This window comes from Sphingomonas sp. FW306-1B-B10E (assembly GCF_058782005.1).
Genome location: NZ_JBYSXG010000028.1, coordinates 1 through 15,755, shown reverse-complemented (window position 1 = coordinate 15,755; position 15,755 = coordinate 1). Strand labels below are relative to the sequence as shown.

The following is a 15,755-nucleotide window of genomic DNA, read 5'->3' as shown; positions in this document are numbered from 1 at the left end:
ACTCCCGAGCGGCCGCCGGACCCCGTGTCCGGCGGCCGTTTTGCATTTGCGGCGAGGCTCAGCGCTCTGCCAGGCGGCGGGCCGTGGGGCGCACCGTCGCGCAAGCGGGTGTGCCGTCCGCGGCGGTACCGAGGATAGTGATCTCCAAGCTGCCGTCGGCGCGAATCGCGCGATCCAGCAAGTCTTCGCTGATGTCGTGGATGTCGACCTTCATCCGCCGCGACCAGGGCGAGGAAGGGTCGCCGGCCATCTGCCCGATGCGGATATAGACGAAGCGCCGCACCGGCCCTTCGCGGCGCACCTGATCGCCGAAGAATTTGGGGCCGGGGCCGACGCGGATCGGAAGGTCGAAGGAGAGCGGCTCACCTGCACGCGAGCATTTGGGATCGAGCGGCCGGTCGTCCTTGCCCTGCAGGCTGTGACAGACGCCGGCTACCGGCTGATCGATGATGATCCGCAGGGCGATCTCGATCTGATCGGTTTTGGCCATGCGGGATGATAGATCGAGGGCCCAGGGGAGGAAACGGCTAGATCAGCCCTTGCGCGCGCAGGCTGGTATGGCCCTCGGCGCCGAGGATGATGTGGTCGTGGACCGCGATGCCGAGGCGCTTGCCGGCCTCGGCGACCTGGCGGGTGATCTCGATGTCGGCGCGGCTGGGGGAGGGGTCGCCCGAGGGGTGGTTGTGGACCAGGATGATCGCCGCCGAGCCCAGGTCGATCGCGCGGCGGATGACTTCGCGGACATAGACCGGGGCCTCGTCGATCGAGCCCTCGTTCATCAGTTCGTCGCGGATCAGCATGTTGCGCGCGTTGAGGTGGAGGACGCGGACGCGCTCGATCGCGTGGTGCGCCATGTCGGCGCGCAGATAGTCGAGCAGCGCCTGCCAGTTGGCGAGGACCGGACGGGCGGTGACCTGATCGCGCAGCAGGCGCAGTGCGGCAGCGTGCGCGGCCTTCAGCGCGGCGACGCTGGTCTCGCCCATGCCGGAGACGCGGGCGAGCGACTCCGAATCGGCGGTGAGCAGCCCGGCGATCCCGCCGAACTCGGCGAGCAGTGCCTTGGCCAGTGGCTTGGTGTCGCGGCGGGGGATGGCGAGGGCGAGCAGATATTCGACGAGTTCGTGATCGAGCAACGCGTCGGGACCGCCTTCGAACAGGCGCTGGCGCAGGCGCGCGCGGTGGCCTTTATTGTCGGGCTCGTTCGCCATGCGCCGTGTATAATTCGGCGCGTGGGCAAGTCGAGGCTCGGGCTCAGGAATGGGCGGTCATGACGGCGAGCACGCGCTCGCCCTGCGCGGAGGGTAATTGCTCGAGCGCCTGGGCGAGCGCCACGCCGACGCGGCATTGATCGGCTTCGCTGAGCGACCGCGCGCCGGAGCCGTCGAGGAAGCCGGCGAGCTGCCGGTCATTGAGGCCGGCGCGCTTCATCTGCGCGACCAATGCCTGGCCGTCGGCCGGCGCCAGGGTGTCGATATTCCGCTTGGCGGGAGTCCTCTCGCCCGCGGCGATCGCGCGGAACTGCACGGCGCCGATGTCCGCGAGCAGCCTCTGGACCTTCAGCGAAGGCGTGCCGCCCGGCTGGATCGTGCTGAACGTATATTGCGCGCACACCTTCGGCGATTCCGCCGCAAGGGCGTTTATCAGCGCCGCCTGGCTCTTGCGAAAGGCCTCAAGCTCGGGCGCGGGCGCCAGCGCGAGTGCGCGGACATGCGCCTTGCGAAACGCCGCCATCCGATTGAAGCCGAGCAGGTTGAGCGCGGCCGGAGTGGCGCCGGCGCGATGCTGCGCGACCATCTCGGCCTTGAGGGCGGCATAGTCGGCCGGGAAATATTGGCGGAAGGCCTGGAACATCGGGCCGATCGCCGGATCGTTCTGCACGACGGTCTCGAAATCCGCCTCGAGCTTGCCGGGGCGGTTTTGAAATGCGTGAATCGCCAATTGGCCGAGGAACAGCCCGACAAAGGCGGCCACCACCGTGACCAGGATTTTGGCGATCGGGCGATTTCGGACGGCGGCCATGTATATTCCTTTTTACTTCGAGAACCATCCGCGTTGGCGGCGCGACTGCCTAGCCGGGAAGCTACGCGGACGTGAAGTAGGGACGGCGACCTGTCGGTTCGGGGGCCGGTGTTGACTCGGACCCGAGCCCTTCCTAAAGCGCCCCTGCCTTGGCGGGCTCGCCGCTCGGCACATGCGTCTGGCCTGCCGGAAACGGCTGAACAGGAGAGACAATTGGCTGAGAACGAGCCCGGACTGGACCCCTTGCCCGAGGATGCCCGCCTGAACGCGCTCGACGAGCGATTGCGGCGAGCAAAGACGGAAGAGGCGATCAGAACCGGTGCCGTGGATACCAAGGGCGATGCCAGCTATCGCCTCGGGAACCGCGTGCTGGCCGAACTGATCGGATCGATGGTCGGAGGGGCAGTGATCGGCGGTACGCTCGATTGGCTGCTGGGAACCTCGCCTTGGCTCCTGCTGGTGCTCCTGTTCCTCGGGATAGGCAGCGCTTTCAGGAACATCATCAGGATTTCGAACCAGCGCTCGAAGTAACTCTTCGGGCGCTTTGGCTAATGAAACGGATCAACGTGGCGGCTGAATCAGGCAAGATCGACCCGATGCACCAGTTCGAGGTGCAGACGATCTGGGACGGCTTCAACATTGCCGGACACCAGATCGCCTTCACCAACTCGGCGGCATGGATGTGCGTCGCGGCTTTGGTGCTGTGGGTGTTCATGCTCGGCGGCATGAAGCGGCAGGTCGTCCCCGGCCGCTGGCAGATGCTGGTCGAGAACTTCACCGGCTTCATCGATTCGATGCTGGCGCAGAATATCGGCAAGGAAGGGCGCAAATACCTTCCCTACATCTTCTCGCTGTTCATGTTCATCCTGTTCGCCAACGTGCTCGGGCTGCTGCCGCTGGGGCTGTTCGGTATTCACCCGTTCACCTTCACCAGCCATTTCACCGTGACCGGCGTGCTGGCGATCATGAGCTTCTCGATCGTGCTGATCGTCGGCTTCTGGAAACACGGGCTCAAGTTCTTCTCGCTGTTCGTGCCGCACGGCACGCCCTTGTGGCTGATCTGGCTGATCCCGGCGATCGAGTTCGTCTCTTTCATGGTGCGCCCGTTCTCGCTGGGCCTGCGACTGTTCGTCGCGATGATCGCTGGGCACATTCTGCTCAAGGTGCTCGCGGGCTTCGTGATCAACGCGGGTAATGCCGGACTCATCCCCGGGCTCGGCGTCGGCATCCCCAGCTTCGCGCTGATGGTCGGCATCTCGGCGCTCGAGATCCTCGTCGCCGGCATCCAGGCCTATGTCTTTGCGCTGCTCACGTCGCTGTACATCAACGACGCCGAGCATCTGCACTGAGTTTTCCGTAGAAACTACCAACCGAATACACGCAGGAGTGATTTAAATGGACGCAGAAGCAGCAAAGCTCATCGGTGCGGGTCTCGCGGCGATCGGCGCCGGCATGGCCGCCATCGGTGTGGGCAACGTGTTCGGCAGCTTCCTCGAGGGCGCGCTGCGCAACCCGGGTGCGGCCGACGGCCAGCAGGGCCGCCTGTTCATCGGCTTCGCGGCCGCCGAGCTTCTCGGTCTGCTCGCGTTCGTCGTCGCGATGATCCTGATCTTCGTCGCGTAACGTTTCCGGTTCGGGCCGGGGCCCACGCCCCGGCCTGCACTTGGATAGGAATCCAATGCCTCAGATCTCCCAACTCGCCGAAACCTTCGCGTCGCAGATCTTCTGGCTGCTCGTGACCTTCGGCTTCGTCTTCTTCGTCATCGGCAAGATGATGCTGCCCAAGGTGGTGTCGACCGTCGACGCGCGCGACCAGTCGGTCGCCGCGGACCTCGCCGCTGCCGAGGCGGCGCGTGCCGCCGCCGACCAGGCCGAAGAGAATTGGCGCACTGAGGAGAATGCCGCGCGCGAGAGCGCCCAGAAGCGCATCGCCGAGGCGCGCGCGCAGGGCACTGCCGCGGCCGAGAAGCGGCTCGCTGCGGCGCATGCCGAGACCGATGCGCGGATCGCGGCGGCCGAAGCGCAGATCGCCGCGGCCAGCACCGCCGCGGGCGCCGAGATCGAGGCAGTGGCGGCCGAAGCGGCACGCGACATCGTCGCACGCTTCTCGGGCGCCGAGGTTACGGCCGCAGAGGCCCAGAATGCAGTGAAGGCAGCGCTCAATGGCTGAGGCACAGGCACAGACGGCCGATCCGGTCGCGCAGAATCTGAGCGAGGCCGAGCACGGCGAGGGCATGGCGGTGCGCGACACCGGCGCACACGCGGTCACCGCGGCCGAGGGCGGCGTCGGGCCGACCGGCACGCATCATCCCGATCCGTCGCTGTTCGGCGTGCTCGACGCGACCGTCTGGGTGTCGATCGCGATGGCGGTCTTCCTGTTGATCCTGATCTGGAAGAAGGTTCCGTCGCTGATCACGCGCGGGCTCGACAACCAGATCGCGGCGATCCGCACCCGGCTCGACGAAGCCAAGGCGCTGCGCGCCGAGGCCGAGGCGCTGCGCGACGAATACACCATGAAAATCGCCGGGGCGGAGGCGCAGGCGCAGGCGATGCTCGCGCATGCCGACGAGGAAGCCAAGGCGGTGCTCGCCAAGGCCGAAGCCGACGCGACCGAGCTGACCGCACGCCGCGCGCGCATGGCCGAAGACAAGATCGCCGCTGCCGAGCGCGCCGCGATCCAGGCGGTCCGTACCAAGGCGGCCGAGGCCGCGACCCGCGCCGCCGCGGCGATCATCGCGCAGAAGCACGATGCTCAGGCTGACAAGGCGCTGATCGACAAAACGATCGCGGGGCTCGGTCGGCTCAACTGAGCTGCGGGCGCCGGGGGCCCCCGCTCTTCGCTGCCGGATCGGCTGGAAGCCCGCGTCGGGCGTGCTAAAGCCGGATCATGGCTATTACACCGCATGACAACCAGTCTTCTCGGCACGTTCGCGGGGAGGGCGCCGCGCGCTGGCTCGGGGTCGGCGGCGGCATCGCGCTGGTGCTGGCCGCGCTCGCAATCCTGTTCGCCTGGCATCGCGCCTCTGACGAGCGACGAGCGTCGCGCGACGTCAAGGCGCGCGTCGAAGCGGAGATGAATCGGATCGAGGCCGAGGCCGAGCGGATCGAACGCGAAGCGTCGAAATGATCCGGTGCGGCCCTATGCCGTTTCCGATGCGACTAGTTTGCGGTGATTTTACGTTTACGTAACTTGCCGATGTGCGTGATTAGTTACCGTTAACTCGGTATACGGTCTATTTTGGCCGCGAATTCATTTGCTCTTCTTGTTTGGCTGCGCAAAGCAGGGGCGATGATCAGGAAACGGTGGGATGTCGGCCGCGTCGCCTTGCTGTCTGGGCTGGCGCTTATCTTCGCGGCAATGGCCGGCACCTTCCTGCTTTTTCGCGCCGACCAGCACGCCGACATCGCGGTGGTGGAGACACTGCGGGTGCAGGAGCGGCTGAACAGCTTGCTCACCCGCGCGCAGGAAGCCTTGCTTGGGGAGAGCGGCTATCTGATCGCCGGCGACGCGCGCTTCATCGCGCGCCACCGGGCCGCGCGGCAGCAATTGTTCCTCGAACTTACAGCGTTGCGCCGCCAGGTTGCCCGTGACCCGGTGCAGACCGCGTCCGCCGCGCAACTCGAGCGCTGCTGGCGTGCCCGGCTGTCTTATGCCGATGCGCGCTTTGCGTTGTTCCAGTCCGGGCAACCGGACGAGGCGCGGCGCTCGCTTCGTGCGGTATTGGATCGGCCGGTCAGCGATCGCTGTCGCGCGGTGGTCGTCGCGATGAAGGTCGAGGAAGCGCGCCAGTTCGAACGCCAGCGCCTGGCGGCGGACCGGCAGGCGACGTTGCTTGCGGCCTGGCTGCTGCTGTGCGCGGCGGCGGTGACGGCGTTCGCGCTGCGCTCGACCTTCCGGGCGCTTTCGACCGCGCAGAACGCCTCTATCGCGCGCGACCAGCTGCTCAACGCCAATGCACGGCTGCACGAGGAGGCCGCCAGCCGCGAGGTCGCCGAGGCGCAGCTGCGCCAGCTGCAGAAAATGGAGTCGATCGGCCAGCTGACCGGCGGCATCGCCCACGACTTCAACAATATGCTGGCGATCGTCATCGGTTCGCTCGACCTTGCCCGACGGCGGATCGGGCATGACGTGAAGCGCGCGCAGGAGCATATCGATTCGGCGATGTCGGGAGCGCAGCGCGCCGCGCAGCTCACTTCGCAATTGCTCGCCTTCGGCCGGCGCCAGCCGCTCGCGCCGACCGCGTTCGACGCCAGCCAGCTGCTCCGCCGCTTGTCGGAGCTGCTGCGCCGGACGATCGGCGGCAAGGTCGACTTCCAGATCGATCCGGCGAGCGGGCTGTGGCCGGTCTATGCCGATGTCGGGCAGCTCGAGAGCGCGCTGGTCAACCTGTCGCTCAATGCACGCGATGCGATGGGCGACGGCGGCAAGCTGATCGTCAGCACCGCGAACGTGAAGATCGACCATGCCTATGCCGCGACGCATCCCGACTTCGCACCGGGCGATTATGTGCGGATCACCGTACGCGACAGCGGTGCGGGTATGCCTGCCGAGGTGCGCGACCGCGCGTTCGAGCCTTTCTTCACGACCAAGCCGACGGGGAAAGGCACCGGATTGGGGCTGAGCCAGGTCTACGGCTTTGCCAAGCAATCGGGCGGGCATGCCGCGATCGATTCCGAGCCCGGCAAGGGCACCCAGGTGCATCTGTTTTTGCCCCGGTACAAGGGTAAGCTGGCCGAGATCGAAAGCTGGCAGGCGGGGCCGGATACGCGGCTGCCTGGCGCCGGCGCGGAAGCTGGCGAGATCATCCTCGTCGTCGAGGACGAGGAGAAGGTGCGGCAGCTCGCGGTCGATGCGCTGCGCGAGCTCGGCTATATCGTGCTGCAGGCGCCGGGCGGCGAGGCGGCCCTGGCGCTGCTCGAGACGCAGCCGCGCGTAGACCTGCTGCTCACCGATGTGCTGATGCCCGGGATGCACGGCACCAAGCTGGCCGAGCAGGTCGCGGCGCTGCGGCCCGAGATCCGGTTGCTCTACATGAGCGGCTATCCCAGCGACGGCATCGTCAGCGACGGAGTTCTCACCGACGGAGTGTCCTTGCTGGCCAAGCCCTTCACGATCGCGCAGCTCGCCGCGCGCGTACGGCAAGTGCTCGACGAGAAGGCTTCGGCCTGATGTCTAAGCCTGAGGGAATGTCCTCAGCGTGGCTTGCGGAAGCGGTAGACGAACTGGTCGGTCTTGCCGCGGATAGTCGGGTCGAATACCCGGGCGGTGTGCGGGTCGGCCGGGTTGGCGAGGATCGGCAGGCTGCCGTCGAACTTGAACCCCGCGCTTTCGATCTCGGCACGCGCCGCGGCGGGATCGATGCGGTGCAGCGCATCGGGGGCCGCGAAGCCGGGATCGGCAGCGGCGACATGGTCGACCACCAACAGCACCCCGCCGGGCTTGAGATCTGCGTAGAGCCGCTTGGCCATTGCCGCGGCGAAACCCGGGGGCGACATCTTGAGGTGGAGGTCGTGCCAGTTCTGCACCGTGACGATCGCGTCTAGTGGTTCGGCGAACTTCACTACGCCGAGCGAATCGCTGAGCGGCGTGACATTGGCGTAGCCCGCGACCGCGGCCTTCTGCTCGTCGGCATAGGCCGCGCGATACTGAATGAATTCGGCGGGCTGATAGGCATAGACATGGCCCTTGTCGCCGACCGTCTTCGCGAGGATGCGCGTGAAATAGCCGCCGCCCATGATGAAATCGGCGACCTTGTCCCCCGGCTTGATCCCGGCAAAGGCGAGCAATTCGCCGGGATGACGAGCGGCGTCGCGTTCCTTGTCGGCGGCCGGGCGACCGGAATCGGCGAGCGCGGCGGTGATCGGCCCGGATACGGTCTGGGCATGGGTGGCGAGGGGCGCGGCGAGCGCGAGCAGGGCGGTGGTCACGAGCAGTTTCACGGCGACTCTCCCTAAGTGTGTGGTCGCACTATGACACGTTAATGTGACTGATCAAGTTGCCCGGAATCCCTGCCGCGCCTACATCGCCAAGGACGATGTCCGACCCCAATTCCCCCAATCGATTCAACGAGGAAAAAGCGACCTACGCCGTGCGCGGCGAGGGGGCACCCGATCTGGAGGCGGGCGTCGCGGCGATCCGCAACGTGCTGAAGACCTTGCCCGTGCGTCCCGGCGTGTACCGTATGCAGGATGCGCGCGGCGATGTGCTCTATGTGGGCAAGGCGCGGGCGCTCAAGAACCGCGTGACCAACTACACCCAGGTCACGCGGCTGTCGAAGCGGCTCCAGCGGATGGTCGCGCAGACGCGGTCGATGACGATCGTCACGACCAACAACGAGGCCGAGGCGCTGCTGCTCGAAGCGCAGCTGATCAAGCGCTACCGCCCGCCGTACAACGTGCTGCTGCGCGACGATAAGAGCTTCCCGTTCATCCTGCTGCGCCAGGATCACGCCTTCGGCCGCGTCCAGCTCCATCGCGGCGCGCGGCGCTACAAGGGCGATTATTTCGGGCCGTTCGCGGGGGCCGGCCAGGTGCGCAAGACGCTCAACGCGCTGCAGAAATTGTTCCTGCTGCGCAGCTGCACCGACGGCTTCTTCGCCACCCGCGATCGGCCGTGCCTGCTCTACCAGATCCGCCGCTGTTCGGCGCCGTGCGTGGGGCGGATCAGCGAGGAGGCCTATGGCGAGCTGATCAGCGATGCGCGCGACTTCCTGATGGGGCGGAAGACGCAGGTGCAGGCCAAGCTCGGCGAGGCGATGCAGGCCGCGGCGGAGAATCTCGACTTCGAGCTCGCCGCGATCCTGCGCGACCGATTGAAGGCGCTCACCTTCATCCAGGGCAGTCAGGCGATCAACGCCGAGGGTGTCGGCGATGCGGACATCTTCGCGCTCGCGTGCCGCCAGGGCGTGATGGGGATCCAGGCCTTCTTCATCCGCGGCGGGCAGAATTGGGGACATCGCAGCTTCTTCCCGGCGCACACCGCCGAGGTGCCCGAGGACGAAGTGCTCAGTCAGTTCCTGATGCAATTCTACGAGGAAGTGCCCCCGCCCAAGACGATCTTCGTCGACCGCAATCTCGAAGAGGCGAAGCTGCTGAGTGAGGCGCTTGCCGAACGCGCGGGGCACAAGGTCGCGCTGGGCGTGCCGCAGCGCGGACCGCGCCGGCGGCTGCTCGAACAGGCGCAGCGCAACGCGGTCGAGGCGCTCGACCGGCGGATGGCCGAGAGCACCACCCAGGCGAAATTGCTCGCCGAAGTCGCCGACCTGTTCGAATTGCCCGAACCGCCCGAGCGGATCGAGATCTATGACAACAGCCACATCCAGGGCACCAATGCGCTCGGCGCGATGGTGGTCGCCGGCCCCGAGGGGTTCCGCAAGGGCCAGTATCGCAAGTTCAACATCAAGCGGCCCGAGACGATCGCGGGCGACGATTACGGGATGATGCGCGAAGTGTTCTCGCGCCGCTTCGCGCGTGCGCAGGAGGAGGATCCCGACCGGCAGGGCGACACCTGGCCCGACCTGGTGCTGATCGACGGCGGCCGTGGGCAGCTCAACGCGGTCAAGGGCGTGCTCGAGGATCTCGGGATCGAGGACGTGTGCCTGGTCGGCGTCGCCAAGGGGCCGCATCATGGCCGCGACGGGCGCGAGGTGTTCCACCTGATGGACGGACGCGAGATCACGCTGCCGGTCAACTCGCCGGTGCTCTTCTACCTCCAGCGGTTGCGCGACGAAGTCCATCGCTTCGCGATCGGCGCGCACCGCGCGAAGCGGTCCAAGGCGATCGGCGCGAGCCCGCTTGATGAGGTCCCGGGCATCGGCCCGGCGCGGAAGAAGGCGCTGCTGATGCATTTCGGCACTGCGCGTGCGGTGCGCGGCGCGAGCCTGGAGGATCTGCGCAAGGCACCGGGCGTGTCGGCGGCAGTCGCGCAGCAGCTCTACGACTATTTTCACGCGCGCTGACGCCCCATACTGCATTGGCCCTGCACCGAAATCGCACGCGATCGGCTCTTGAGTGCGGCGCGAGAAAGGCGCTAGCTTCGAGACAGTTAGACGGGGGCGTTGCATGTTTGGGCGAATGACGGTTGCGGCGGTGCTGGTGTGCGCGCCGGCGATGGCTTGGGCGGGCGACAAGCCGCTATACCAACCGGCGCCGGCCTGGGTGAAGCCGGCACCCGAGGTCGACGTCTCGAAGCTCGGCGATGCCGACCCGATCATGCTGGTGCTCGATCAGCAGCAGCGCTTCGAGAACGGGCAGGTCTGGATCTATGGCGACATGGCGATGCGCATCGCCTCGCCCGCGGTGCTGACCCAGGCCGGGACGGTGCCGCTGCCCTGGGATCCGAGCAAGGGCGACCTGATCGTCCACCGGATCGAGACCCTGCGCGGCGGCGAGCGGATCGATGCGCTGGCCGGCGGGAAGCATCTCGCGGTGATCCAGCGCGAGCAGCAGCTCGAACGCGCGGCGCTCAACGGGATGCTCACGGCGACGCTGCCGGTGGAAGGGCTGCGCGTCGGCGACGTGCTCCGCGTCAGCTTCTCGACGACTCAGAAGGATCCCGCGCTGCATGGCCACGTCCAGGCGGCGGCTCCCTTGCTCGCCGCGCCGATGCGGCTCCAGTTCGGGCGAGTAAGGCTGCTCTGGCCCAAGGCGATGAACCTGCACTGGCGCGGTTACAGCAAGCTCCCCGAGCTCAAGCCGGTCGTGAACGCCGAGGGGTATAACGAGCTGGCGATCGATCTGCCGATTGCCAAGCCGGCGGACCTGCCGGGCGACGCGCCACTGCGGTACCGCCCGCTGCCGCTGATCGAGGCGACCGACTACGCCGATTGGGAGGACCTGTCGCGCGACATGGCGCCGCTCTACCGCACCGAGGACAGCATCGAGGCGGGCGGGCCGATCGCCGCCGAAGTCGCGCGGATCGCCGCCGCGACCACCGACCCGCGCCGACGCGCTGCGATGGCGCTCGAGACCGTGCAGGACAAGATCCGTTACCTGTACAAGGGCATGGACAATGGCGACTATGTGCCGCAGGCGCCGGCGCTGACCTGGTCGGCGCGCTATGGCGACTGCAAGGCAAAGACGCTGCTGCTGCTCGCCATGCTCCGCGCGCTGGGGATCGAGGCCGAGCCGGTAGTGGCGAATACCGAGCTGGGCGACTTGGTGCCGCAGCGCCTGCCGATGCCCGGCGCGTTCAATCATGTCCTCGTTCATGCGACGATCGGCGGCGAATCGCTTTGGCTCGACGGCACCGGCGCCGGCGCGCGGCTCGAGGATCTCGGCGACGTACCGCCCTTCCGTCACGTGCTGCCGCTGCGCGTGGCGGGCGCCGGGCTGATCGACTTGCCGATGCACGCCAATGCGCGTCCGATCACCGATGCCGAGGTCGAGCTCGACGGTCGCGCCGGGATCCTCTTTCCGATGCCGTACAGCGTCCGTGTGACGGTGCGCGGCACGCAGGCCGAGATGCTACGCGTCATTGCCGCGCAGGCGGGACAGGAACAGCTCGACCAGAGCGTCGACAGCATCGTCGCCGGCCTGCTCAACCAGCCCGACACCGTTTCGCGCAGCTTCAAATATGATGAGGCGAGCGCGAGCGCGGTGGTGACGGCATCGGGGCTCACTTATCCCGATTGGTCGAAGGACAATGGCCGCTATCGCGTGACGTTGGACAACGCCATCTCGAACCTGGGCTTCTCGCCCGATCGCGCGCGGCCAGCGTGGCGCGACATCCCGGTCAGCAGCGGCGACTATGCCGACACCCATGTGCGGACGCGCATCCGCCTTCCCGGCGGCGGTGCTGGATTCGAGACCGACGGCGACCGCACCCTGCCGGCGACGCTGGCGGGCGTGGCGCTCAAGCGCAGCGTGGCGCTGGAGGGCGGCTGGCTGACCGTGGACGACCGCACGATCACCGGGATCGCCGAGGTGGCACCGGCCGATATTCCGGCGACGCGCGCGCAGGTCGCGCAGGCCAAGGGGCGGTTGCTCAAGGCGGTCGCGCCGAAGGACACGTCGCCGCTGTTCCAGCAGGTAGAGGCGGCGCGGCGCGACAAGGCACTCGATCCGATCCTGGCGGTTTATGCGAAGCAGATCGCGCAGGCGCCGGAAAAGGCCGAGAGCTTCAGCGATCGCGCATGGTTTCTCGATCGCATCTACGACCGCAAGGGCGCGATCGCCGACCTGACCAAGGCGATCGCGCTGGAGCCGACGATCGATCGCTATCTGTGGCGCTCGCGGCTTTATTCGGCGCTGAAGGACGACACGCACGCCATGGCCGACGCGCGCGCGGCGCTCGCGATCGATCCGAGCTCGGCCGCGGCGGTGGGACGTGTCGCGACGCTTCTCGGCGATTCGGGCAAGCGCGACGAAGCGCTTGCGATGCTCGCCGAGCATGCCGACCAGGGCGGTGAGAACAAGAATAGCTATATCAACAGCCAGGCGTCGCTATTGGGCGAGGCCGGACGGTTCGACGAAGGCATCGCCCTGCTCGACACGGTGATCGCCGCGGCCCCGGGCAAGGCCGACCTCCTCAACTCGCGCTGCTGGCTCAAGGCAACCGGCAATGTCGCGCTCGACAGCGCGTTGAAGGACTGCACCAAGGCAATCGAGCTCAGCGAGAATCCCGCATCGGTGCTCGACAGCCGGGGGCTCGTCTATTTCCGCCTGGGGCGGACCGAGGACGCGCTGGCGGACTTCGACGCGGCGCTCGAACAGGTGCCCGACATGGCCGCCAGTCTTTATATGCGCGGCGTCATCCGCAAGCGTGCCGGCACTGCCGGCGGCGACAGCGATCTCGCGGCGGCTCGGATGATCGCCCCGCGGATCGACGAGGATTATGCGCGCTACGGCATCAAGCCCTGAGCGTGGTTGGGAGTTTCTTCACCACGGGGCCTTAGGGGATGAGCATGCCGACGCGCGTCTTCCTGACCATCGATACCGAGCTGATGTGGCGCCACCATTGCGCCGGGCTGGACGCCGCGACGGTCGTCCAGCGCTCGCTCGAGCCGGCGGGCGTGGGCGTGGGCTGGCAGCTGGCGCAGTTGGCTGCCCATGGGCTCAAGGCGTGCTTCTTCGTCGATCCGATGCCGGCCTTGGTCTATGGGCTCGAGCCGATCAAGCGCGTGGTCGGCGCGGTGCTCGACGCCGGGCAGGAAGTGCAATTGCACCTCCATCCCAATTGGACCGGCGCGCGGGCCGGCGACAGCGGCGCGGCCTCGGGCCTGTTCGAACTGGTCGATTATAGCCTTGGCGAGCAGGTCGATCTGATTGCCGGCGCGGCCGACATGCTGACCGCAGCTGGCGCGCCCGATCCGATCGCCTTCCGTTCGGGCTCCTATTCGGCGAGCGACGACACGCTCGCGGCGCTTGCCAAGCTCGAATTCGTCTATGATTCGAGCCACAACGGCTCCGAATATCCGTGGCCGAGCGCGATCGGCCTCGCGCCGCGCCAGATCGCGCCGATCGCGCATCGCGGCGTGATCGAGGTCCCAGTGACGCTGATCGAAGACCAGAAGGGGCATCTGCGCCACTTCCAGATCTGCGCGATGTCCGTGGCAGAGATGAAGGCTGCGCTGGACCATGCCGAGCGCGAGCGTCACGCGGCGGTGACGGTGGTGAGCCACGGCTTCGAGCTCGCCAACCGCGCGGGGACGCGGGCCAATGCAGTGCACGTCCGGCGGTTCGAGGCTTTGTGCCGGATGCTCGCCGAGCGCCGCGACGCGCTGGCCACGGCGCATTTCGCCGACCGGCCGGAAATGGCGCTGGGGCAGGACGACGCGCCGCTCGCGCCGAGCGTGTTGCGTACCCGGATGCGGCAAGCAGAGCAGCTCTGGTCCAACTGGGTCGAGGAGCGCGTGGCATGAAAGCGGTGCGCGAGTTCGCAGCGGCGCCGCGGACGGTGCGGCTCAAGTTCGCTGTGGGCGCGCGGACGCTGTTCAGCGTGCGCCGGTCGCTGGTGCGGGTGCCGCTGACCTTGTCGGAGGCGCGGGGCGGGATCGCGCCGGGTCTGCCGCCGATCGACGAGGCCGCCGACGGCTATCTGGTGACTTCGCTGCCCGAAGCGCACGCGGCGGAATTAGCGGCGCTTTCGGGCGCGATGCTGCCCTTCGTGCGGCAGCGTTACACGCGCTATTTCCTCGACTTCGTGGGGACGTATGACGGCTGGTTCGCTGGCCTGTCGTCCAGCGCGCGGCAGGGGCTGCGGCGCAAGACCAGGAAGATCGCGGCGGCATCGGGGGGCACGCTCGACGTGCGGCATTTTCGCACGCCTGAGGAACTGACGACGTTTCATCCGGTGGCGCGGGCGATCTCGGCGACGACCTATCAGGAGCGGCTGCTCGGCTCGGGGCTTCCCGAGGGTGCGGATTTCGTCCGCGCGATGCGGGAATCGGCGACGGTCGGCCAGGTGCGTGCGTGGCTGCTCTACATTGCGGGCGCGCCGGCGGCGTACCTCTATTGCCCGATCCACGGCGATACCGTGATCTATGCCTATGTCGGGCACGATCCGAAGTTAAACGACTGGTCGCCGGGGGCGGTGCTCCAGCTGGAAGCGATGCGGGACCTGTTCGGCGAGGCGCGGTTCGGCGCGTTCGACTTCACCGAAGGCGAGGGGCAGCACAAGCGCCAGTTCGCGACCGGTGGAGTAGATTGCGTCGACCTGTTGCTGCTGCGGCGGACACTGGCGAACCGGGTGCTGGTGGCGGCGCTGGGTGGGTTCGACGCAAGCGTTGCGGCGGCCAAGCGGGTGGTACGGCGCGTGGGGCTCGACGGACTGGCGAAGCGGATGCGGCGGGGCTAGCAATCCTCTCCCGAGGGAGAGGGGGACCAGCGAAGCTGGTGGAGAGGTAGTCCCCACGAACGCTGCCGTCCCCTTTGTGGCGACTACCCCTCCACCGCTTCGCGGTCCCCCTCCCCCTCCGGGGGAGGATTGGGTAAGGCCTTTTTTCATGCACCTCCGCGCCGAAGCCATTCTACTCAGCGTTCGCGCGCATGGCGAGCATGGGGCGGTGGTGCGCGCGCTGACCGAGAGCGACGGGCTCCAGCCGGGTTATGTCCGCGGCGGGCGGTCGCGGGCGCTGCGGCCGGTGCTCCAGCCGTCGAACCTCGTGCTGGGCGAATGGCGGTCGCGAACCGACGAGCAATTGGCCGGCCTCACCGTGGAGATGATCCACAGCCGCGCGCCCTTGTTCGGCGAGCCGTTGCCCGCGGCGGCGCTGCAATGGGCAACCGCATTGACCGCCGCGGTGCTTCCCGATGCCCAGCCTTATCCGCGGCTCTATTCGGCGCTCGACGGTGTGCTGTCGGCGATCGAGGCGGCGCCGGCCGCGCGGGGGTGGGCGGTGGCATTGGTGCGCTATGAGCTGCTCTTGCTCGCCGAATTGGGTTTCGGGCTCGATCTCGAACGCTGCGCGGCAACCGGCCGGAACGATGATCTGGTGTATGTCAGCCCGAAGAGCGGAATCGCGGTGAGCCGGCTCGGTGCGACCGGATATGAGCGGCAATTGCTGCGACTACCGCCTTTCCTGACCGCAGGCGGCGCCGCGGAATGGGACGATATCATGGACGGGCTGCGGCTCACCGGACACTTTCTCCAGCGCGACCTGCTGATCGGCAAGGGCAGCGAGGTGCTGGCGGCGCGGGCGCGGCTGGTGGACCGGCTGATGCGGGCGGTTGCGTAACGGGGCATCGGGAGGCAAAGCGGCATCGGACTCCCCTCCCTGCAAGGGAGGGGCTGGGGG

Annotated in this window: 16 protein-coding genes; 12 read left to right on the top strand and 4 right to left on the bottom strand. The window is 67.5% G+C overall.

All coding sequences use genetic code 11. The features are described 5' to 3' along the window. Window positions 1-58: 58 nt before the first annotated feature. Genes AC3WJI_RS12200 through AC3WJI_RS12190 form a run of 3 tightly spaced genes read right to left on the bottom strand, consistent with a single transcriptional unit; the run spans window position 59 to window position 2,019 of the window. Window positions 59-490 carry a DUF5990 family protein gene (locus AC3WJI_RS12200; protein ID WP_492757543.1) on the bottom strand — a complete coding sequence of 144 codons (432 nt, stop codon included), beginning with the start codon at window positions 488-490 and terminating at the stop codon, window positions 59-61. 37 nt (window positions 491-527) lie between these two features. After that, window positions 528-1,208: a RadC family protein gene (radC, locus tag AC3WJI_RS12195; protein WP_492757542.1), complete on the bottom strand. Its 681-nt coding sequence runs from the start codon at window positions 1,206-1,208 to the stop codon at window positions 528-530. A gap of 43 nt (window positions 1,209-1,251) precedes the next feature. Then, window positions 1,252-2,019: a hypothetical protein gene (locus AC3WJI_RS12190; RefSeq protein WP_492757541.1), complete on the bottom strand. Its 768-nt coding sequence runs from the start codon at window positions 2,017-2,019 to the stop codon at window positions 1,252-1,254. Window positions 2,020-2,232: 213 nt separating this feature from the next. Here AC3WJI_RS12190 and AC3WJI_RS12185 point away from each other — a divergent pair, with 213 nt between their 5' ends. The 7 genes from AC3WJI_RS12185 to AC3WJI_RS12155 all read left to right on the top strand — a co-directional run bounded on the left by AC3WJI_RS12185 (window position 2,233) and on the right by AC3WJI_RS12155 (window position 7,189). After that, window positions 2,233-2,550: an AtpZ/AtpI family protein gene (locus AC3WJI_RS12185; protein WP_492757540.1), complete on the top strand. Its 318-nt coding sequence runs from the start codon at window positions 2,233-2,235 to the stop codon at window positions 2,548-2,550. Window positions 2,551-2,585: 35 nt separating this feature from the next. Next, a complete protein-coding gene (locus tag AC3WJI_RS12180) occupies window positions 2,586-3,368 on the top strand; it encodes a F0F1 ATP synthase subunit A (protein WP_492757579.1) in 783 nt (260 codons plus the stop codon). Window positions 3,369-3,414: 46 nt separating this feature from the next. Then, a complete protein-coding gene (locus AC3WJI_RS12175; protein ID WP_044330387.1) occupies window positions 3,415-3,642 on the top strand; it encodes a F0F1 ATP synthase subunit C in 228 nt (75 codons plus the stop codon). Window positions 3,643-3,697: 55 nt separating this feature from the next. Then, window positions 3,698-4,189 carry a F0F1 ATP synthase subunit B family protein gene (locus AC3WJI_RS12170; RefSeq protein ID WP_492757539.1) on the top strand — a complete coding sequence of 164 codons (492 nt, stop codon included), beginning with the start codon at window positions 3,698-3,700 and terminating at the stop codon, window positions 4,187-4,189. Beyond that, window positions 4,182-4,829, top strand: coding sequence for a F0F1 ATP synthase subunit B family protein (locus tag AC3WJI_RS12165; protein WP_492757538.1), 648 nt, complete (start codon window positions 4,182-4,184; stop codon window positions 4,827-4,829). The genes AC3WJI_RS12170 and AC3WJI_RS12165 overlap by 8 nt, the downstream gene beginning before the upstream one ends. A 77-nt stretch (window positions 4,830-4,906) precedes the next feature. Further along, on the top strand, window positions 4,907-5,146 hold the full coding sequence (locus AC3WJI_RS12160) for a hypothetical protein (protein WP_492757537.1): 240 nt from the start codon (window positions 4,907-4,909) through the stop codon (window positions 5,144-5,146). Window positions 5,147-5,308: 162 nt separating this feature from the next. Next, entirely contained in the window at window positions 5,309-7,189 is a 1,881-nt protein-coding gene (locus AC3WJI_RS12155; protein ID WP_492757536.1) for an ATP-binding protein, read from the top strand. Window positions 7,190-7,212: 23 nt separating this feature from the next. On the opposite strand, the gene AC3WJI_RS12150 is transcribed toward AC3WJI_RS12155, so the two are convergent. Then, window positions 7,213-7,959 carry a class I SAM-dependent methyltransferase gene (locus tag AC3WJI_RS12150; RefSeq protein WP_492757535.1) on the bottom strand — a complete coding sequence of 249 codons (747 nt, stop codon included), beginning with the start codon at window positions 7,957-7,959 and terminating at the stop codon, window positions 7,213-7,215. Window positions 7,960-8,054: 95 nt separating this feature from the next. Between AC3WJI_RS12150 and uvrC the strand changes: the two genes are divergently transcribed. From uvrC to recO, 5 genes are all read left to right on the top strand, one after another. Further along, window positions 8,055-9,977 (top strand): excinuclease ABC subunit UvrC, encoded by a 1,923-nt coding sequence (gene uvrC / locus AC3WJI_RS12145; RefSeq protein WP_492757534.1) that lies wholly within the window; start codon window positions 8,055-8,057, stop codon window positions 9,975-9,977. Window positions 9,978-10,092: 115 nt separating this feature from the next. Further along, on the top strand, window positions 10,093-12,879 hold the full coding sequence (locus tag AC3WJI_RS12140; RefSeq protein ID WP_492757533.1) for a DUF3857 domain-containing protein: 2,787 nt from the start codon (window positions 10,093-10,095) through the stop codon (window positions 12,877-12,879). Between the two features lie 44 nt (window positions 12,880-12,923). Continuing rightward, window positions 12,924-13,880 (top strand): polysaccharide deacetylase family protein, encoded by a 957-nt coding sequence (locus AC3WJI_RS12135; RefSeq protein WP_492757532.1) that lies wholly within the window; start codon window positions 12,924-12,926, stop codon window positions 13,878-13,880. After that, window positions 13,877-14,815 (top strand): GNAT family N-acetyltransferase, encoded by a 939-nt coding sequence (locus AC3WJI_RS12130; RefSeq protein WP_492757531.1) that lies wholly within the window; start codon window positions 13,877-13,879, stop codon window positions 14,813-14,815. The genes AC3WJI_RS12135 and AC3WJI_RS12130 overlap by 4 nt, the downstream gene beginning before the upstream one ends. Before the next feature lie 148 nt (window positions 14,816-14,963). Next, window positions 14,964-15,695: a DNA repair protein RecO gene (recO, locus tag AC3WJI_RS12125; RefSeq protein ID WP_492757530.1), complete on the top strand. Its 732-nt coding sequence runs from the start codon at window positions 14,964-14,966 to the stop codon at window positions 15,693-15,695. Window positions 15,696-15,755: the final 60 nt, after the last annotated feature.